The 18,075-nt window shown below is 41.2% G+C and carries 17 protein-coding genes; 12 read left to right on the top strand and 5 right to left on the bottom strand.

Annotated features, from left to right (window positions below; genetic code table 11):
• Positions 1 to 7: 7 nt before the first annotated feature.
• The 9 genes from murD (at position 8) to lpxC (ending at position 10,512) form a co-directional block, all read left to right on the top strand.
• On the top strand, positions 8 to 1,381 hold the full coding sequence (gene murD, locus ACRRSQ_RS04540; protein ID WP_440874517.1) for a UDP-N-acetylmuramoyl-L-alanine--D-glutamate ligase: 1,374 nt from the start codon (positions 8 to 10) through the stop codon (positions 1,379 to 1,381).
• Complete coding sequence (ftsW, locus tag ACRRSQ_RS04535) at positions 1,378 to 2,664, top strand: cell division protein FtsW (protein ID WP_440874516.1); 1,287 nt, start codon at positions 1,378 to 1,380, stop codon at positions 2,662 to 2,664. The genes murD and ftsW overlap by 4 nt, the downstream gene beginning before the upstream one ends.
• 50 nt (positions 2,665 to 2,714) lie before the next feature.
• Positions 2,715 to 3,824: an undecaprenyldiphospho-muramoylpentapeptide beta-N-acetylglucosaminyltransferase gene (murG, locus tag ACRRSQ_RS04530; RefSeq protein WP_440874796.1), complete on the top strand. Its 1,110-nt coding sequence runs from the start codon at positions 2,715 to 2,717 to the stop codon at positions 3,822 to 3,824.
• A gap of 8 nt (positions 3,825 to 3,832) precedes the next feature.
• Positions 3,833 to 5,275 carry a UDP-N-acetylmuramate--L-alanine ligase gene (gene murC / locus ACRRSQ_RS04525; protein ID WP_440874515.1) on the top strand — a complete coding sequence of 481 codons (1,443 nt, stop codon included), beginning with the start codon at positions 3,833 to 3,835 and terminating at the stop codon, positions 5,273 to 5,275.
• Positions 5,275 to 6,192 carry a D-alanine--D-alanine ligase gene (locus ACRRSQ_RS04520; protein ID WP_440874514.1) on the top strand — a complete coding sequence of 306 codons (918 nt, stop codon included), beginning with the start codon at positions 5,275 to 5,277 and terminating at the stop codon, positions 6,190 to 6,192. The genes murC and ACRRSQ_RS04520 overlap by 1 nt, the downstream gene beginning before the upstream one ends.
• A gap of 23 nt (positions 6,193 to 6,215) precedes the next feature.
• The gene (locus tag ACRRSQ_RS04515) at positions 6,216 to 6,980 is read left to right on the top strand and encodes a cell division protein FtsQ/DivIB (RefSeq protein WP_440874513.1); all 765 of its coding nucleotides are present in this window, start codon (positions 6,216 to 6,218) and stop codon (positions 6,978 to 6,980) included.
• A gap of 5 nt (positions 6,981 to 6,985) precedes the next feature.
• Positions 6,986 to 8,221, top strand: coding sequence for a cell division protein FtsA (gene ftsA, locus ACRRSQ_RS04510; RefSeq protein WP_440874512.1), 1,236 nt, complete (start codon positions 6,986 to 6,988; stop codon positions 8,219 to 8,221).
• Between the two features lie 88 nt (positions 8,222 to 8,309).
• Complete coding sequence (ftsZ, locus tag ACRRSQ_RS04505; protein WP_440874511.1) at positions 8,310 to 9,473, top strand: cell division protein FtsZ; 1,164 nt, start codon at positions 8,310 to 8,312, stop codon at positions 9,471 to 9,473.
• Between the two features lie 118 nt (positions 9,474 to 9,591).
• Positions 9,592 to 10,512, top strand: a complete 921-nt coding sequence (lpxC, locus tag ACRRSQ_RS04500; protein ID WP_440874510.1) for a UDP-3-O-acyl-N-acetylglucosamine deacetylase — start codon at positions 9,592 to 9,594, stop codon at positions 10,510 to 10,512.
• A gap of 44 nt (positions 10,513 to 10,556) precedes the next feature.
• Here lpxC and ACRRSQ_RS04495 read toward each other — a convergent pair whose 3' ends face one another.
• Positions 10,557 to 11,030: a DUF721 domain-containing protein gene (locus ACRRSQ_RS04495; protein WP_440874509.1), complete on the bottom strand. Its 474-nt coding sequence runs from the start codon at positions 11,028 to 11,030 to the stop codon at positions 10,557 to 10,559.
• A 69-nt stretch (positions 11,031 to 11,099) separates the two neighbouring features.
• On the opposite strand from ACRRSQ_RS04495, the gene ACRRSQ_RS04490 reads away from it, so the two are divergent.
• The 3 genes from ACRRSQ_RS04490 (at position 11,100) to mutT (ending at position 15,218) form a co-directional block, all read left to right on the top strand.
• Positions 11,100 to 11,957: a M23 family metallopeptidase gene (locus ACRRSQ_RS04490; RefSeq protein WP_440874508.1), complete on the top strand. Its 858-nt coding sequence runs from the start codon at positions 11,100 to 11,102 to the stop codon at positions 11,955 to 11,957.
• Between the two features lie 84 nt (positions 11,958 to 12,041).
• Entirely contained in the window at positions 12,042 to 14,744 is a 2,703-nt protein-coding gene (secA, locus tag ACRRSQ_RS04485) for a preprotein translocase subunit SecA (protein ID WP_440874507.1), read from the top strand.
• Between the two features lie 84 nt (positions 14,745 to 14,828).
• Positions 14,829 to 15,218, top strand: coding sequence for an 8-oxo-dGTP diphosphatase MutT (gene mutT / locus ACRRSQ_RS04480; protein ID WP_440874506.1), 390 nt, complete (start codon positions 14,829 to 14,831; stop codon positions 15,216 to 15,218).
• Between the two features lie 125 nt (positions 15,219 to 15,343).
• Here mutT and yacG read toward each other — a convergent pair whose 3' ends face one another.
• From yacG to ACRRSQ_RS04460, 4 genes are all read right to left on the bottom strand, one after another.
• On the bottom strand, positions 15,344 to 15,580 hold the full coding sequence (yacG, locus tag ACRRSQ_RS04475) for a DNA gyrase inhibitor YacG (protein WP_440874505.1): 237 nt from the start codon (positions 15,578 to 15,580) through the stop codon (positions 15,344 to 15,346).
• 101 nt (positions 15,581 to 15,681) lie between these two features.
• Entirely contained in the window at positions 15,682 to 16,428 is a 747-nt protein-coding gene (zapD, locus tag ACRRSQ_RS04470; protein ID WP_440874504.1) for a cell division protein ZapD, read from the bottom strand.
• An 83-nt stretch (positions 16,429 to 16,511) separates the two neighbouring features.
• The gene (gene coaE / locus ACRRSQ_RS04465) at positions 16,512 to 17,126 is read right to left on the bottom strand and encodes a dephospho-CoA kinase (protein ID WP_440874503.1); all 615 of its coding nucleotides are present in this window, start codon (positions 17,124 to 17,126) and stop codon (positions 16,512 to 16,514) included.
• A gap of 28 nt (positions 17,127 to 17,154) precedes the next feature.
• Positions 17,155 to 18,042 carry a prepilin peptidase gene (locus ACRRSQ_RS04460; RefSeq protein WP_440874502.1) on the bottom strand — a complete coding sequence of 296 codons (888 nt, stop codon included), beginning with the start codon at positions 18,040 to 18,042 and terminating at the stop codon, positions 17,155 to 17,157.
• Between the last annotated feature and the right edge of the window lie 33 nt (positions 18,043 to 18,075).

Here is an 18,075-nt window from a genome sequence, read left to right as displayed (position 1 = left end):
AGGTAAAATGAGCTATCTATCAGGATTAAAAAATAAAAACATTGTGGTACTAGGTGCTGGTATGACAGGGCTTTCCTGTGCGCGCTTTTTACAACACCATGGTTTTGTTTTTTCAATTAACGATAGCCGAGAAAATCCTGAACTCGCAGAGCAAGTGAGCGAGCAGTTTCCTACAGCGCAGTTTATTCAAGGCCGTTGGCAGCAAACCTTAATTGCTCAAGCCGATGTTTTGATCGTTAGCCCAGGTATCGACCTTAATACGCCAGAAATTGCAGAAGCAATCAATACCCATACTGATGTTATTGGCGATGTAGAGCTTTATGCTCGCTTAGCCAAAACGCCAATTTTAGCGGTAACCGGTTCAAATGGTAAGTCAACGGTAGTGTCGTTATTACATCATGTTGGGCAAACTTTAGGTGTAAATATTGCGCTTGGCGGTAATATTGGCGTGCCGGTATTAGATCGTTTGCTTGAAGAAGATGAGCAAGCGCTTGATATGTTAGTGCTTGAATTATCCAGTTTTCAGTTAGAAACCTTGCACAGTATGACGGCAATTGCGACTTCGGTGCTTAACGTCAGTGACGATCATTTAGATCGACACAAAACTTTAGAAAACTATGCTGAAATTAAACAGCGTATTTATCGCCAAGGTAATATTGCTGTTGTTAATAGAGACGATAAAGCGAGCCAGTGCTTATTGAAACACAAGGAAATTATTAGCTTTGGCAGCGACAAAGCTAAAAAAGGTCACTTTGGGTTAATTACTGAAAATGGTCACACTTATCTGGCGTTTGGTAAGCAGCAGTTAATTGATGTCGCTAAATTGCCACTTGCCGGTATTCACAACGCGTTAAATTATTTAGCGGTATTAGCGCTCGGTAGCAGTGCAGGTTGGTCTGTAGAGAAAATGCTAACGGCATTTTTAAGCTTTGAAGGCTTAGCCCATCGTTGCCAGCGAATTGCAAGTGACGACGGTATTTATTGGGTTAACGACTCAAAAGCGACCAATGTTGGCGCTGCATTAGCCGCAATTGAAGGTCTAGCACCAACATTAAGTCCTGAAAACAAATTATACCTGATCGCCGGTGGCGACGGTAAAGGCGCAGATTTCACGCCACTTAAAAATGCAATTGCTGAACATGTAAGCCACGTTTTTACCCTAGGAAAAGATGGTCAACAAATCGCTAATTTATCAGCAAATAGTCAACATTTTGATAGTTTAGCTGCCGCTGTTGCTGCGGCTAAAGCAAGCGCTAATCAAGGTGATATTGTCTTGTTATCTCCGGCATGCGCCAGTATCGATATGTTTAAAAACTTTGTCGAACGCGGTGAAGCTTTTATTGACGCTATTGCCAATACGACTGTGGAGGCAAGTGTATGACCACAGCGGTAGCCTCATTTTTTGATAAATTAAGCCTAGAAAATTTAGGACTAGGCAAACTTGCCAACTGGTTTGAGCCAGCACCGGCAAGTCATGTTGTATTCGATCGTAGTTATATTGTGCTTGGCTTAGTGATGTATATGATTGGCCTGGTAATGGTTGCAAGCTCGTCTATGCCAGTGGCAGAGCGCTTGTTTGATAATCCATTTCACTTTGTCACTCGTCATGCCATTTATATCGTACTTAGCCTGATTATCGCCGGTATAGCCTTACAGGTGCCGATGAGCCGTTGGAAACAACACAGCGGTATGTTGTTATTATCCGCCTTGCTGCTGTTAGTGGTAGTGCTGTTAATTGGCCGCTCGGTCAATGGTTCAACTCGCTGGATTGTTATCGGCCCAATTACCATTCAAGCGGCAGAGCCGGCGAAATTATTTTTCTTTTGTTATTTATCGGCGTATTTAGTGCGACGTCGTGACGAAGTGATGGAAAACCTAAAAGGTTTTGCTAAGCCATTAATCGTTTTTGGTTTATTAGCTTTTTTATTATTGATGCAGCCAGACTTAGGTACGGTTGTTGTGATGTTTGTTACTACCTTCGGTTTGCTATTTTTAGCGGGTGCAAAACTTTGGCAGTTTTTTGCTGTTGCCTCAGTCGGGTTAAGCGCACTAACTATGTTGGCCGTTTTTGAACCGTATCGCTGGCGTCGGATCACGAGCTTTTTAGACCCATGGCAAGACCCATTTGGCAGTGGCTATCAGTTAACGCAATCTTTGATGGCTTATGGCCGTGGTGAAACTTTTGGACAAGGTTTAGGTAATAGCATTCAAAAGTTGGAATATTTACCTGAAGCGCACACCGATTTTGTTATGGCGGTATTAGCAGAAGAATTTGGCTTTGTTGGTATTACCGTTATTTTATTACTGAGCATGACCTTAGTGATCAAAGCATTATTGCTTGGTAGAAAAGCGATAAGCAAAGAAAAATACTTTGAAGGTTTTTTTGCTTATGGCATCGGCATTTGGATGGCGTTTCAGGCGGCGGTAAATGTTGGTGCGAGCGCAGGCATTGTGCCGACCAAAGGCTTAACTATGCCGCTAATTAGTTATGGCGGTAGCTCGATGATCATTATGACCATCGCGCTTGTGGTATTAGTACGTATCGATCATGAAATACGCTTACAAACCATTCAAGCAACGAGCAAGGTTGCAACAAAAAACGCTAAATCAACACGCGCAAAAAAATTAGCAGATAAATCAACAAGTGAAGGAGGTGAACAATGACAACTCCGCACTTAACTTTAACGCCAGACGCAGAAAATGAAGTACCAGAAATGACCAAAACGAGTGTTCAACAAGCAAGTCAACCACGCACCATTTTAATCATGGCGGGTGGCACAGGTGGTCATATATTTCCAGGTATTGCCGTGGCAGAGCATTTAAAAAGCCAAGGCTGGAATATTCACTGGTTAGGTACCGAAAAACGTATGGAAGCGCAAATCGTACCTGAACATGGTTACGACATTTCATTTATTAATATTGCCGGTTTGCGTAATAAAAATTGGCTGACTTGGCTAAAAACACCGTTCAAATTATTTCAATCGGTGATGCAGTCGGTGCGCGTAATACGCAAGGTTAAACCCGACGTGGTATTAGGCATGGGCGGTTATGCTAGTGCTCCGGGCGGTTTTGCTGCTTGGTTATTAAGTAAACCTTTAGTGCTGCATGAACAAAATGCCGTAGCAGGTATGAGCAACAAATTTTTATCGCACATTGCTAGCGCAGTATTAAGCGCTTTTCCGGGCGCTTTTGGCGAAAAACGTAAGTCAAAAGTCGTTGGTAATCCGCTAAGAAAAGACATTGTTGAAATTGAAAAGGTGACGCCAGAGCAACCAGCGACCACTAAAAAAGTCTTAATTGTTGGCGGTAGCTTAGGCGCAAAAATACTAAACGATACAGTGCCACAATCGATGAACCAAATTAAAGTGCAAAACATCAGTGTTTGGCATCAAACGGGTAAAGGCAACGAACAAGCGGTACGTGCAAGTTACGACCAATATGGCTTAGATGCGCAAAATATTAAAGTCAGCGAATTTATCGACGATATGTCTGCCGCGTATCAATGGGCCGATGTGGTTATTTGCCGAGCAGGAGCGCTAACCGTATCTGAACTGGCAATGGTGGCAAAACCTGCGATTTTTGTACCTTTACCGCATGCGGTTGATGATCATCAAACCAAAAATGCAATGTACTTAGTTGAACGCGGAGCGGCCAAGCTGATCCGCCAAAATGAATTTAACGGCACAACCTTAGCGCAAATGCTAAATAGCTTTTTTGTTTCCGACAAAGTGATTCAAAATATGGCTAAGGCTGCGCACGATGCTGCTCATGCAGACGCAACCATTAAAGTTGCCAAAACGTGTATAGAGCTGGCGAACAAATGAGAAAAGCAATGACAGAAAATAAAGCAAATTTATCACCAATTAAAGTTCCTGAAATGCGCCGAGTTAAGCGTATTCACTTTGTTGGTATTGGTGGCGCAGGCATGGGAGGTATTGCAGAAGTACTTCTTAATGAAGGCTATCAAATTTCTGGCTCAGACATCGGTGTTAACCAAGTGGTTAAGCGTTTAACAGCATTAGGCGCTGATATTGAAATTGGCCATAAAAAATCGAATGTTGATGGCGCGAGTGTCATTGTTGTTTCAACGGCAATTTCAGCACAAAACCCTGAATTAATTGCCGCAAAAGAAAATCGAATTCCAGTGGTTCGTCGTGCTGAAATGCTGGCTGAGTTAATGCGCTTTCGACATGGCGTCGCGATTGCAGGAACACACGGGAAAACCACCACCACCAGTTTAATTGCTAGCGTTTTTGCCCAAGGTGAATTAGACCCAACCTTTGTTATTGGTGGTTTGCTAAATAGCGCTGGCACTAATGCTCGCTTAGGTACCAGTCGTTACTTAATTGCTGAAGCTGATGAAAGCGATGCTTCGTTTTTACATCTTCAACCTATGGTAGCGGTGATCACTAATATCGATGAAGATCACATGGAAACCTATCAAGGTGACTTTGAAAAACTAAAAGACACCTATATTGAATTTTTACACAATCTGCCTTTTTATGGCTTAGCTGTGGTGTGTATCGACAACCCAGTCGTTCGTGAGCTACTGCCACGTATCGGCCGACAAGTTATTACTTACGGCTTTTCTGAAGATGCCGATGTACAAGCAACCAACTACCAACAACAAGCTGGCATAAGCCACTTTACCGTTGAGCGTGCAGGACAACCGCCGCTTGATATGAGTGTCAATTTGCCAGGTCAACACAATGTCTTAAATGCACTCGCTGCTGTTGCAGTTGCTAATGATGAAGGTGTTGACGATAACGCAATATGTCAAGCGCTGAAAGAGTTTGCAGGTATTGGTCGACGTTTTGAACAGTTGGCTGATTTGACAACCGATAAAGGGCAAATGGTATTAGTTGATGATTATGGTCATCATCCAAGCGAAGTTAAAGCGACTATTTTAGCGATGCGCAATGGCTGGCCTGATAAGCGTTTAGTGATGGTATTTCAACCACACCGTTTTTCACGTACCCGTGACTTATACGAAGACTTTGTTGAAGTGTTATCAGAAGTTGATTGCCTTTTCCTTTTAGATGTATATGCTGCCGGCGAAGCGCCAATTGCAGGGGCCGACAGTAAAAGTTTAGCCAGAAGTATTCGCCAGCGTGCACAAATTGAACCTATTTACGTTAGCGATGTTGAAAAGCTTGCTGGCTTAATGGCAAATCAACTGCAAGATGGTGACATGGTTATCACTCAAGGTGCCGGTAATATTGGTGTTGTCTCACACGATTTAGCCAATCACCCGCTACTTTCGGGGGGGCAGTAATGAGTCAATTACATATTGCTGTTTTATATGGTGGCGACTCAGCTGAACGCGAGGTTTCGCTAAATTCAGGTGCTGCAGTGGCTAAGGCTTTGTCAGCTTCTGGTCATAAGGTTGAATTATTTGATACCAAATATCGCCAATTAAGCGAACTTAAAGCGCTCGCTATTGATTGCGCCTTTATTGCACTTCATGGCCGAGGCGGCGAAGACGGCTGTGTGCAAGGCGCGTTGGAATATTTAAATATTCCCTATACAGGGTCAAAAGTTTTAGGCTCTGCGCTGTCGATGGATAAAACACGTAGCAAGCAAATTTTTCAAGCGCTTGGTTTACCGACGGCAAAATTTTCCGTGGTTGAAAAGCAAAGCTTTGACAATCAACAAGTGGCCAATATTTTAGCTGATCTTGGTGGCAAGGTAATGGTCAAACCGGCACATGAAGGCTCAAGCATTGGCATGGCCAAGGCAGAAACTGTCGAAGAGCTTAGCAGCGCTTTAACAAGTGCATTTAGTTTTGACGAGCAGGTATTGGTTGAAGCATGGATTAATGGACCAGAGTATACCATCAGTATTTTAGGCGAACAGGCGCTGCCGGTTATTCATATGGAAACCCCAAATGAATTTTACGACTATGAAGCTAAGTATCAATCAAATACGACTCAGTACCATTGTCCATGTCACTTAGCAAAAGATGAAGAAAAAGCACTACAAGCGCTAGCACTTAAGGCGTTTAAAGCCACAAATGCCCAAGATTGGGGACGAGTAGATGTGATGCGCAATGAGCAGCATCAGTGGCAAATATTAGAAATTAATACCGTACCGGGGATGACGGAAACATCCTTAGTACCGAAAGCAGCAAAAGTATTTGGATTATCGTTTGAAGAATTGGTCAATGCGATAGTGAAAATGGCGATTAAATAGCTTAACGAGTAGCGATTGATAACATGGCAACAGTAGCAAAAGGCAATCAACAAGAAAAAGTACACTGGTCATTTTGGCTAGGTGTCGCATTTTTTGTTGCTGTTATTATCGCTATTTTGTCAACCTGCTGGGTTGTTACTCAGCGTATGGCGTCTGAAGAAGCGGTGCCGGTTAATTCAATCGTAATACGTGGTGAAATGCCGTACACCAGTAAAGCTGATATTGACCAGATCATGCAAAGTATTAACTTAGGCAACTTTTTTCATGTTGACGTGAATGAAGTTCAACAAAAAGTTGCCAAGTTGCCTTGGGTATATTCTGTGTCGGTGCGCAAGCAGTGGCCTGATGAAGTGCAACTTTATATTGTTGACCAAACGCCCGTTGCTCGTTGGAATGGCGATTTTTTTATTAACAGTCAGGGGCAGGCATTTCAGGCGGATGTTAGCAGAGTTAACCATGCGTTACCTGCGTTTTTTGGTCCAGAAGGCAGTGAAATTACCGCGCTTGATAACTTTAAAAGCTTGAATAAATTATTGGCATTTAAAGCGTTATCAATTGATGAATTGGTCTTGTCTGAGCGCTATTCATGGCAGTTAATATTAAGCGATGGCGTGACCTTAAACTTAGGTCGTGAAGAGCGGGTAGAACGAATCCAACGATTTATGGACGTTTATTCGCAAATAAAAGAAAATAAAAAAGAAAATCAGCAAGTTGATTACGTCGATTTGCGGTATGATACCGGATTGGCTGTTGGTTGGAAGCCAGTAGTTGAAAAACAAAGAGTTTAGCTTAGATGTCAAAAGTAGCAGAAAGAAATTTAGTTGTCGGTTTAGATATTGGAACATCCAAGATCTCGGTCGCCGTTGGTGAAATTACGCCAGACAATCAATTGAGTATTGTCGGGGTAGGGAACCAGCCGTCGCGAGGCATGGATAAAGGTGGTGTTAACGACCTTAATTTAGTGATCCAGTCTATTCAACGCGCGATCAATGAAGCCGAATTAATGGCTGATTGTCGCATTAGTTCTGTTTACTTAGGTATTTCAGGCAAACACATTCGTTGTCAAAATGAAAATGGCATGGTGCCAATTAATGACAAAGAAGTCATTCAAGAAGATGTTGATAATGTGATTCACACTGCACGCTCGGTACCTATTTCAGCCGAGCGAAGAATGCTTCATGTTTTGCCACAAGAATATAGCATTGACTGTCAAGACGGGATTAAAAGTCCAATTGGTATGTCAGGCGTTCGAATGGAAGCCAAAGTGCATATCATCACTTGTGCCAACGACATGGCAAAAAATATTGTTAAATGTGTTGAACGTTGCGACTTAAAAGCAGACCAACTTATTTTCTCTGCATTAGCATCAAGCTACGCGGTATTAACAGAAGATGAAAAAGAGTTAGGTATTTGCGTGGTCGATATTGGCGCTGGCACTATGGATATTTCAGTCTTTACTGGTGGTGCACTTCGACATACGGCTGTTATTCCAGTTGCCGGTAATCAAGTCAGTAGCGATATCGCTAAAATTTTTAGAACGCCACTGAGTCATGCTGAAGATATTAAAGTGCAATATGCGTGTGCACTTCGCCAAATGGTGAGCATGGAAGAAAATATTGAAGTACCAAGCGTTGGCGGACGTCCTGCACGTTCAATGTCGCGCCATACACTTGCGGAAGTAGTAGAGCCTAGATATCACGAATTATTTGAGCTTATTCAAGAAGAACTAAAAGACTGTGGTTTAGAAGATCAAATCGCAGCCGGTTATGTATTAACAGGCGGTACTGCAAAAATGGAAGGCGTGGTTGAATTTGCCGAAGAAGTTTTCCAAATGCCAGTACGCATAGCCCAGCCGATGAATGTTTGTGGCTTAAAAGAATATGTAAACGACCCAAGTTATGCGACCGTTGTTGGCTTATTGCACTATGGCATGCAAGCGAATGAGCAAGACAGCGGCGAGAAAAAATCCAGTGAAGGTGTGAGTGGTTTATGGTCGCGCCTACACGCATGGTTTAATCGTGAATTTTAAAAAATTCATATTGAATAAATGTAAGTAATTTACTTACGAATAAGAAATTTTTGGTGGAACAAAAACGTTTAAGAACGGAGAAAATAACATGTTTGAATTGATGGAAGATCATAACGAAGAAGCAGTCATTAAAGTGATTGGTGTAGGTGGCGGTGGCGGCAACGCTGTTGAACACATGGTAAGTCAAACGATTGAAGGTGTGGAATTTATCACTGCCAATACTGACTCACAAGCACTGCGTAATTCTGCAGCAAATGTTACTTTGCAAATGGGCTGCGATGTCACTAAAGGTTTAGGTGCTGGCGCAAACCCTGAAATTGGTCGTCGCAGTGCTGAAGAAGACCGCGAAACAATTAAGCAAACCTTACAAGGCGCTGATATGGTATTTATCGCCGCTGGCATGGGTGGTGGTACAGGTACAGGTGCTGCGCCTGTTGTTGCTGAAATTGCGAAAGAAATGGGCATTTTAACGGTTGCTGTTGTCACTAAGCCTTTCCCATTCGAAGGCAAAAAGCGCATGAACTATGCTGACCAAGGTATTGAGTTTTTATCTAAAAATGTTGACTCATTAATTACCATTCCTAATGAAAAACTATTAAAAGTATTAGGACCAGGTACAAGTTTATTAGATGCATTTAAAGCGGCAAACAATGTATTACTTGGCGCGGTTCAAGGTATTGCTGAACTTATTACACGTCCAGGTTTAATTAACGTCGATTTCGCCGATGTGCGCACCGTAATGTCTGAAATGGGCACTGCGATGATGGGCTCTGGTATTGCATCAGGTGAAGACAGAGCTGAAGAAGCGGCAGAAGCTGCAATTTCAAGCCCGTTACTTGAAGATGTTGATTTAGCCGGTGCGCGCGGAATATTAGTGAATATTACGGCAGGCATGGACATTAGCATTGATGAATTTGAAACTGTGGGTAATGCCGTTAAAGCATTCGCGTCTGAAAACGCCACTGTTGTTGTTGGTGCGGTAATTGACCCAGAAATGACAGAAGAGCTTCGTGTAACTGTTGTTGCTACCGGTATTGGCGCAGAGCGTCGCCCAGACATTACTTTAGTAAATCCAGCGCCACAGATGGAACCAGTTGCGGTAGGTGGCGATTATACGCCAGCAGCTCAACCTGCGCCTGAGCCTGTAACGTTTGCTGAAAATAACATTCAAAATGCGCCAAAAACAGCCGTCGCTGGTGAAACCGAAAGTTATTTAGATATTCCTGCTTTTTTACGTAAACAAGCAGACTAAAATATTAGGCGTTAAAGCCGGTATTTTGATTTTGATAGGTTTTTTTGTTATATTACGTCGCCGCGCAAATCGTGGTGAATGTATATAGCATTGATATTGCTTATGAGAAGGATTGTTAATGATTAAACAGCGTACCATTAAAGAACAAGTTTCGGCAGTTGGTGTTGGCTTACATAAAGGTGAAAAAGTGCAGATCACTCTCCGTCCTGCACCGGCAAACACTGGTATTGTATTTCGCCGCGTCGACTTAGATCCTGTTGTAGATATTCCTGCAACCCCAGAAGCTGTGGGCGAAACAACTTTATGTACCTGTTTAGTGAATGAAGAAGGTGTTCAGATTTCCACCGTCGAACACCTTTTAGCAGCCGTTTCTAGCTTAGGTATCGATAACCTAGTGATTGATGTCGACTCGGCAGAAGTGCCGATTATGGATGGCAGTGCCTTACCATTTGTTTACTTAATTCAATCAGTGGGTATTGAAACGTCGAATGTTGCCAAACGCTATATTCGTATTAAAAAACCTATCCGTGTTGAAGAAGGTGACAAATGGGCAGAGTTACAACCTTATGAAGGTTTTCGTGTTAACTTTGCCATTGAATTTTCACACCCCGTTATTGCTAATACATGTCAAACCATGAGCATGGACTTATCAAGCAACGCGTTTATCAAAGATATTAGCCGAGCACGTACGTTTGGTTTTATGCAAGATATTGAATTTCTACGCTCGCATAACTTAGCGTTAGGCGGCAGTTTAGAAAACGCTATTGTGCTTGATGAATATCGCATGCTTAACAAAAACGATCTTCGTTACGACGACGAATTTGTTAAACACAAAATTCTTGATGCCATTGGCGATTTATACATGGGCGGCGTTAGCATTTTAGCTGAGCTTAATGCCTTTAAATCGGGCCATGCGTTAAACAATATCTTGCTTCGAGAAGTCTTTAAACAAACCGATGCATGGGAATGGGTGACCTTTGAAGATGAACAAGCGCGCTCACCGATCCAGTATCAAGAAATTAATGCTTCTGCATTTTAGTGTTTAAATCATTGATGCGTAAAAAATCGACTTAGGTCGATTTTTTAGTTTTTATCGCCTAGTTGGGCAAGTCGCTCTAAGGTTCTTTTTAAACCTTCTGGGGCGCTTTGGGCAACTTCACGTAACTGCTCGGCGGTTTGTTTCGATAGCTGTGTTGATGTTGAAGATACAGGTTTTTGCGCTGGCGTTACGCTCGACGCTTTATTTCGGTAGGGAGAAACTTTGATCTCTATTTGGTTAAATTGATTTTCTGTTTGTTCAATTAATGCTTGGCAGATATTATTACGTTCGAACTGCAAGCGTTGACTCCAAACAGGGGACTTAACTTCAATAACCAAAGTATTTTGACGAAAATTTGCAATATGCCAGACATCCTCTGGTAGGTCAGGACAAATTTGACGTACAATGTCAGCTAATATTGTCAAAGAGTTGGTTTTTGACGCAATTTGTGCCAAAGTGCCTTTCGACGAATTGAACAGCGCCGACATATCTTTGGGAAGTTTCGATTTTTTAGCCATATCACAAAGTAACAGTAAATAAGAATGAGTTTAACACTACTATACCGCGGAAAAAACGTCAGATTCTCGATGAAGCTAAATAAGCTTCGCTGGTTGTCTGCGCTTGTTGCCTTTTCGTTAGTATCGGGCCTTTTTGTTTATCTCCTAATATCTTCTGATCAACTTCCTAAAACGCCTTATTTTCAAGTGCAAGAGCCAGTAAAGCCAGTCGCTAAAACGACCTCAGCTGAAGAGCATCAAATTACTGCACTTACGATGAAATTAGCTGAGCTGCAAAGTCATGTTTTACGGTTAAATGCGCTCGGCGACCGACTTGCCGATGAAGCTAATATTCCTGATAAAGAATTTAATTTTCAGGAGCTACCACCAAGTGGTGGCCCAGCAACTGAAACGCGTTATGTGAGTGACAAATCAATTACTGAAATACTTGAAGAAATTCAAACCCTGGAGCAAAAATTAGGCATTGAAGAAAAACAATTAAAAATGCTTGAATCTTTAACCTTAGGTCACCATATAGAAAATACTAGTTACTTATCTGGCAGACCAATTTCTAAAGGTTGGTTATCGTCTTATTACGGAATGCGTAAAGACCCTTTTTCTGGCAAGCCTGCTATGCATAAAGGTATTGATTTTGCTGGTAAAGAAGACGGTAATATATTAGCTACTGCTGCCGGTGTGGTGAGTTGGGCGAGTGATCGTTATGGTTATGGTCAACTTGTTGAAATTAACCATGGCAAAGGCTACAAAACTCGCTACGGTCATAACAAAAAAATACTGGTTAAAGTGGGCGATGTGGTTAATAAAGGGCAAGCAATTGCATTGATGGGCAGCACTGGGCGATCAACGGGTCCACATGTACATTATGAAATTTTGAAAAACGATCGTCAGATTGATCCAACTAAGTACGTTTATAGAAAAGCAAAATAACGTTCAATAATTTTTTTTGTGTTCAATGAAAGTTGAGCATGTATTTTTTAGGCGGAAGAGCTCTTCCCAATACGGTTTATAAAGATGTTTGTAAAAATAATGACAAAACTGTTTGGTAGTCGTAACGACAGATTACTTAAGCAGATGAAAAAAGAAGTAAATAAAATTAATGCGCTAGAGCCAGTAATTGAAGCGTTAAGTGATGAAGAGTTAAAAGCCAAAACCGCCGAATTTAAACAACGTGTTGCTGATGGTGAAACACTTTCAGCGATCCTTCCAGAAGCCTTTGCTGTAGTACGTGAAGCCAGTAAACGTGTCTTCGGCATGCGTCACTTTGACGTGCAAATGATCGGTGGCATGGTATTAAATGATGGCAAAATTGCTGAAATGCGTACCGGTGAAGGTAAAACGCTAACCGCGACATTACCGTCATATTTAAATGCGTTAACGGGTAAGGGCGTTCATGTTATTACCGTGAATGACTACCTAGCAACGCGTGATGCTGACTGGTCTCGTCCATTATTTGAATTTTTGGGTATGACCGTAGGCTGTAACATTGCCGGTATGGCACATCCTGAAAAGCAAGCGGCCTATAATTCAGATATCACTTACGGTACAAACAACGAATTTGGTTTTGACTATCTTCGCGATAACATGGCGTTTTCACCTGAAGAACGTGTGCAAAAGCCATTACATTTTGCTGTAATTGATGAAGTTGACTCGATTTTAATCGATGAAGCGCGTACACCATTAATCATTTCAGGACAAGCGGAAGACAGCTCTGAACTGTATCGTCAAATCAACTTGATCGTGCCAACGTTAGCACTACAAAGTGAAGAAGATAAAGACGAAGAAACCGGGCAATCTGAAGGTTTTGTTGAAGGCGATTTCACCGTAGATGAAAAGTCTAAGCAAATTTACCTAACTGAGCGTGGTCAAATTCACATTGAACAAATCATGCAAGAAAAAGGCTTGTTGCAAGCAGGTGACTCGTTATATTCAGCCAATAACATTACTTTATTACATCATGTAATGGCGGCATTACGTGCCCATAAATTATTCCAAAAAGACGTGGATTACATTGTTAAAGACGGTGAAATCGTTATTGTTGACGAACACACAGGTCGTACAATGGAAGGTCGTCGTTGGTCTGAAGGTTTACACCAAGCTGTTGAAGCAAAAGAAGGTGTTAAAATTCAGAATGAAAACCAAACTTTAGCTTCTATTACTTTCCAAAACTTTTTCCGTATTTACGAAAAGCTTGCCGGTATGACAGGTACAGCGGATACAGAAGCGTTTGAGTTTAACCATATTTATGGTTTAGAAACTGTTGTTATTCCAACTAACCAACCGATGATACGTGACGATCGTGCTGATCTTATTTACTTAACTGCAGAAGAAAAGTTTGAAGCAATTTTAGCTGATATTCAAGACTGTGTTAAACGTGGTCAGCCGGTGCTTGTTGGTACTATCAGTATTGAAACCTCAGAATTTTTATCTGACTTTTTGAAAAAATCTAAGATTAAGCACAAGGTACTGAATGCTAAATTTCACCAACAAGAAGCTGAAATTGTTGCTGACGCAGGTAAGGTGGGTGCGGTAACCATCGCAACCAACATGGCCGGTCGTGGTACCGATATTGTGCTTGGTGGTAACTTAGGTGCTGCTATTGCGAAATTAAAAAATCCAACAGATGAGCAAATTGAAAAAGCAAAAGCAGATTGGCAAATTCAACACGACAAAGTATTAGAGCTTGGTGGTTTGCATATTGTTGCGACCGAGCGTCATGAGTCACGTCGTATCGATAACCAATTACGTGGTCGTTCTGGTCGTCAGGGTGACGCAGGTTCAACGCGCTTTTACTTATCAATGGAAGATGGTTTGATGCGTATTTTTGCCTCAGAGCGTATTTCAAACATGATGCGTAAATTGGGCATGGAACGTGGTGAAGCGATCGAACATCCTTGGGTGACTCGCAGTATCGAAAATGCGCAACGTAAAGTTGAAGGTCGTAACTTTGATATTCGTAAGCAATTACTTGAGTTTGACGATGTTTCAAACGATCAACGTAAAGTTATTTACGAACAACGTAATGAATTAATGGATGAGTCTGACATTGAAGAAGTGATCAAAGCCATCCGTGAAGATGTTGTTAACGGCCTAATTGAACAACATATTCCGCCACAATCACTTGAAGAAATGTGGGACGTTGAAGGATTAGAAGAGCGCTTAAAAGGCGAGCTTACTTTAGAGTTACCGATTGCAAAATGGTTAGACGAAGACAAGAGCTTGCATGAAGAAACGCTTAAAGAAAAAATTCTGGCTACAGTAGAAACCAATTACGCTGAAAAAGAAGAAGCAGTTGGTAAAGACGTATTACGTCAGTTCGAAAAAGCGGTAATGTTACAAAGCTTAGACTCACACTGGAAAGAGCATTTAGCGGCAATGGACCACCTACGTCAAGGTATTCACTTACGTGGTTATGCACAGAAGAACCCGAAGCAAGAATATAAGCGTGAATCTTTCGAATTATTTTCTGAGCTTTTAGAGAACTTAAAATACGACGTCATCGGTATTTTATCTAAAGTGCAAATTCGCGCTGAGTCTGATGTTGAAGCTGTTGAAGAGCAACACAGAAAAGCGGAAGAAACGCCAAAAGAATATACCCATGAAAGTGCCAATAACAGTGTGCAAGAAAAACCAAGCATGCCACGTGTCGGTCGCAATGAACCATGCCCTTGTGGTTCAGGTAAAAAGTACAAACAGTGTCATGGTAAACTTGCCTAAACACAGTTAACGCTTTATTAAAATGCCAGTCTAATGACTGGCATTTTGCTTTTTATAGAAACGAATAATTAGGTTATTTACGCTATGCAAAAAACAGTTCATGTTGCCGTTGGAGTTATTTATCAAAACCAGCAGTACTTCTTAACTAAGCGTCACCAGAGCGCTCACCAAGGCGGTAAATGGGAATTTCCAGGCGGTAAGGTAGAATCAGGAGAAACTGTCGCACAGGCGCTTGCTAGAGAGCTTAAAGAGGAAGTTGCGATTGATATACTATCGTGCCAACCATTATTAGTGATTGAGCATGATTACGGCGATAAAAAAGTGTGCTTAGACGTGTATTTGGTCGATAACTTTACCGGTGAAGCAACAGCACTTGAAGGGCAACAAGAAGGCTGGTTTAGCTTAGAAGAATTAAGCCAGTTAGAGTTTCCAGCGGCTAACGTAGCGATTATTGAAAAACTGAAAGAGCTGTAAGTTAAAAGCTGCAAGTTAAAAGCTGTAAGTTAATAGTTAAAAGCTGCCGCTTGTAGCTTATTTCTTACCGCTTGTAGCTTGTGGCTAAACTCTTCCCACTTGCAGCTTATAGCTTATGGCTGCCTTTATTCCGGCTCAACAAAAAACTTGTTGTGTTGTAAAAACTCATCTTCTAAGGCATCGAGCATGTCTTCGGTCATTACAGCAGCGCCTTGAATCGGTTGAGTAATTTTGTGACCTTCATCAGCCCATTCACCTAAATCGATTAATTGACAACGTTTACTGCAAAATGGGCGAAACTCGTTGTCGCTATGCCAAATAACGTCTTTTTTACAGGTTGGGCAATCTACTTTTAAAGTCATAATGGGTTTTCGTATTGAGCGTGTTTATTTGCGCAGTATAAAAAATAAAGTCAGTTAACGCTAGGATATGTTGTTAGAGGAGCAATTAAAGGTCGTGCGATTTAGCACTTTGCTAATTGAAATTCGGTCGCTTGATTTGAATATTTCCTACCCGTTTCAGAGCAAGGGTGCATAAAGCGAATAGAGAAACGAAATTTATTGCCACTAACGGTTGGGTAAAATGTTGCCGTTTCATCAAGTTTAATTCTTAACAATAAAATGCCTTCGCCACTGTCTTGGTAAAAACCGCTGCTTGATTGCACGTGTTTAAAGTCTGCTCGCATGCGCAAAAACTTTAACACTAACTCTAACGCATATTTTATTTGGTCAAGGAGCGACAACCACTGTTTTATTTGCTGTTGTTGTACTTCTTTTGGTTGATGTAACCAAAATTGCAGTTGGGGTAAGTCAAAACTTGAACTGCCACCTTGAATGGCAAAACGTTGTTTTACTGTCGCCAGAAACTTATCATCTTTAAGCTGCCACCATTTTGGTCTTGGGCAGCGTAGCTTGCATATTAATGAGACAGTGTGCTTTAAGTTTTGCTCTAAGGTGGTTGAGTCGACGTTAGGTGCTTGCGACCAAACGATTAAGTTTTGTTCAAGTTTTTCAAGATCTTTAATTAAATCGCCACGAATATCGTTACGCTCTAAGGTATCAATAATCGCAAAAAAGCTATTGAAAAAAATACCTTGGCTAACTTCTATTCCACACGCCAACGCATCGTTTACTTGCACAAATAATTGTTCAAGTTTTAAATAACTTCGAATGCGTTCATTCAATGGGTGTTCGTATAAAATGGTTGTCATAACAAGGTGTTGAACAAATTAATTATCACTATAGTAACGATACATTTAAAAAATGGCGAATGTTTTTCATTAAAGTGTCATTTTTAAGTGTTAGCTGATGTAACTAACGCGAGATACTTACTATGTAATAAAGCGACGTTATCTTTAAGGATCTTTAGATCTGTTGAACTATTGTCGAGAATATCATCAGCCGCTTGTCGGCGTTGTGAACGAGTAACTTGGCTAGCAATAATGGCTTTTATTTCTTTTTCAGAGCTTGGATCTCGCGCTAGCGTTCGGGTTAACTGAGTGGCTTCATCAACATCAATCACCAAAACGCGGTCAATTAAATGCAGTAAGTTATTTTCAATAAGCAAAGGCGCTACTAATAAACAATAAGGGCTAGTACAAGCAGATATTTGTTGTTCGATGCTGGTTCTTATTAGCGGGTGCAGTAATTGATTAAGCCAGTTTTTACTGGCGTCATTTGAAAATATTTCACTGCGCAGTTTCGCTCGATCTAACTCGCCTGACTCCAGTAAAAAACCTTTTCCAAATTTTTCAACAATGGCAGCTAAGCCTTCACTTTTTGGGGCGACAACTTCACGGGCAACAATATCAGCATCGATGGCATCAACACCTAGGTTTTCAAATAATGTTGTTACTGTGCTTTTACCGCAACCAATACCACCGGTTAAGCCAATAATAAGTTCAGACATGGAAACAATTAACTCTTAAAAAATTTAATTAGTATATATAACCCAAATACCAAGACCAAATGCTATTGCCCCACAATAAACATATCCAGCCAGCGATGGCTAAATAAGGACCAAAAGGAATGGCTTGTTCGCGCTGATGATTTTTAAACACCATTAGCGAAATACCAATAATGGCACCCACTAAAGATGCCATTAAAATAAGCAATGGCAGCAGTTGCCAACCAAACCATGCGCCAAAAACGGCGACAAGTTTAAAATCGCCATAACCCATGCCTTCTTTACCGGTAACTAGTTTGAATAGCCAAAATATGCTGAATAAACTTAAATAACCTGCAGCTGCGCCGATAACCGCTTGCTCTAATGGTACTAAGCCATTACCTGATAAATTAAATAACAAACCTAACCATAATAATGGCAGCGTGATTTGATCGGGCAGTAGCATGTGGTCAAAATCTATCATGGTTAAACTAATTAGGCCCCAAGTTAGAATTAATACTAACAAGGTGGTAAAAGTAACGCCAAAATGAACGGCAACTAATGTACTAAGTAAAGCTGTCGCTAATTCGATGCTTGGGTAACGGGCAGAGATCTTAGCTTTGCATTGGCTACATTTACCTCTTAATGCTAACCAACTAATTACCGGAATGTTTTCATAAAAACGTATTTTATGGCCGCATTTTGGGCAAGTTGAGGCAGGAACAGATAAGCTAATTTCTGCAATTTCTTTAGCGGGAATATCTTTTACTTCATCGGCTAAAAATTCACGACACTCATAATACCAGCCGCGCTGTAATATTTTTGGCAGTCGATAAATCACCACATTTAAAAAGCTGCCGATCATTAACGAAAATAAGGCAACTGTTGCGTAAAAAACTAACGGAAATTGTTCAAAGGTGGAAATGAGTTGGTTAAACATTAATTTTTCTCAATTAAAACGCTTAACCGTTAA

It is taken from the genome of Thalassotalea sp. PLHSN55, assembly GCF_052030545.1.
Taxonomy (GTDB): Bacteria; Pseudomonadota; Gammaproteobacteria; order Enterobacterales; family Alteromonadaceae; genus CANMXU01.
Note: the sequence above shows the minus strand (reverse complement) of the source record. Positions and strands in the feature narration are given on the sequence as shown.

Excerpts from the sequence above, each read along its gene's own strand:
- mutT (WP_440874506.1), top strand. The coding sequence starts at position 14,829 with ATGCAAAAAACAGTTCATGTTGCCGTTGGAGTTATTTATCAAAACCAG.
- murD (WP_440874517.1), top strand. The coding sequence starts at position 8 with ATGAGCTATCTATCAGGATTAAAAAATAAAAACATTGTGGTACTAGGT.
- coaE (WP_440874503.1), bottom strand. The coding sequence starts at position 17,126 with ATGTCTGAACTTATTATTGGCTTAACCGGTGGTATTGGTTGCGGTAAA.
- yacG (WP_440874505.1), bottom strand. The coding sequence starts at position 15,580 with ATGACTTTAAAAGTAGATTGCCCAACCTGTAAAAAAGACGTTATTTGG.
- ACRRSQ_RS04490 (WP_440874508.1), top strand. The coding sequence starts at position 11,100 with ATGAAGCTAAATAAGCTTCGCTGGTTGTCTGCGCTTGTTGCCTTTTCG.
- ACRRSQ_RS04520 (WP_440874514.1), top strand. The coding sequence starts at position 5,275 with ATGAGTCAATTACATATTGCTGTTTTATATGGTGGCGACTCAGCTGAA.
- ftsA (WP_440874512.1), top strand. The coding sequence starts at position 6,986 with ATGTCAAAAGTAGCAGAAAGAAATTTAGTTGTCGGTTTAGATATTGGA.
- zapD (WP_440874504.1), bottom strand. The coding sequence starts at position 16,428 with ATGACAACCATTTTATACGAACACCCATTGAATGAACGCATTCGAAGT.
- secA (WP_440874507.1), top strand. The coding sequence starts at position 12,042 with ATGTTTGTAAAAATAATGACAAAACTGTTTGGTAGTCGTAACGACAGA.
- murG (WP_440874796.1), top strand. The coding sequence starts at position 2,715 with ATGACCAAAACGAGTGTTCAACAAGCAAGTCAACCACGCACCATTTTA.
- murC (WP_440874515.1), top strand. The coding sequence starts at position 3,833 with ATGACAGAAAATAAAGCAAATTTATCACCAATTAAAGTTCCTGAAATG.
- ACRRSQ_RS04460 (WP_440874502.1), bottom strand. The coding sequence starts at position 18,042 with ATGTTTAACCAACTCATTTCCACCTTTGAACAATTTCCGTTAGTTTTT.
- lpxC (WP_440874510.1), top strand. The coding sequence starts at position 9,592 with ATGATTAAACAGCGTACCATTAAAGAACAAGTTTCGGCAGTTGGTGTT.
- ACRRSQ_RS04515 (WP_440874513.1), top strand. The coding sequence starts at position 6,216 with ATGGCAACAGTAGCAAAAGGCAATCAACAAGAAAAAGTACACTGGTCA.
- ftsW (WP_440874516.1), top strand. The coding sequence starts at position 1,378 with ATGACCACAGCGGTAGCCTCATTTTTTGATAAATTAAGCCTAGAAAAT.
- ftsZ (WP_440874511.1), top strand. The coding sequence starts at position 8,310 with ATGTTTGAATTGATGGAAGATCATAACGAAGAAGCAGTCATTAAAGTG.
- ACRRSQ_RS04495 (WP_440874509.1), bottom strand. The coding sequence starts at position 11,030 with ATGGCTAAAAAATCGAAACTTCCCAAAGATATGTCGGCGCTGTTCAAT.